The sequence below is a fragment of the Streptomyces sp. NTH33 genome (assembly GCF_003236365.1).
GTDB lineage: Bacteria > Actinomycetota > Actinomycetes > Streptomycetales > Streptomycetaceae > Streptomyces.
Genome location: NZ_POTZ01001073.1, coordinates 1 through 616 on the forward strand (window position 1 = coordinate 1; position 616 = coordinate 616).

Genomic DNA, 616 nt, shown 5'->3' on the forward strand with positions numbered 1-616 from the left:
CGCCCGCCCTCGCCTTCGCGCTCCACCGCGACCGGCCGGAGGCCCGAACCCTCGCGACGGCCCTCGCGCGGATCCATGTCGCGAACACCGCGGTGGAGCGGCCCCGGATCGGGCACGACGAGGGGACGGCCGAGGTGGACCTGCCGACCTACGCGTTCCAGGGCCGGCGCCACTGGCTGGAGCCCGACATGGCCCGCCGGCCGCGCGGCGGCGGCGCCGGGGGCGCCCATCCGCTGCTGGGCGCATGGATCGAGCTGGCGTCCGGCCGGGAGAGCTGGTTCGCCGGGGAACTCTCCGCCACCAGTCCCTGGTTCGTCGAGGGACACGTCGTCGCGGACCGAGCGGTGCTGCCCGGCAGCGCGATGCTCGAATGGGCGCTCGCCGCCGTCCGCCCCGCCGGGGAGACGGCCCCGGGCGGCTGGACGCTGCGTGACGTGACCTTCGACGCCTTCCTGCCGTTCCCCGGCGACGGCGACCCGGTCCGGGTGCAGGCGGTGGCCGAGGGGACGTCCCGCACCCGCCGCGTACGGTGCCTGAGCCGGCGCCCGGACGGCGCGGCGGAGTGGACCGAACACGCCACCGTGGGCGTCGCCGGTCCCTGCGACCGGCCCAGGCC

General features: G+C 77.9%; 1 protein-coding gene. It reads left to right on the top strand.

Features of this window, described 5'->3' with window-relative positions:
* On the top strand, window positions 1-616 hold a 616-nt coding region (locus C1I97_RS38525; RefSeq protein WP_181447129.1), incomplete at both ends, for a polyketide synthase dehydratase domain-containing protein.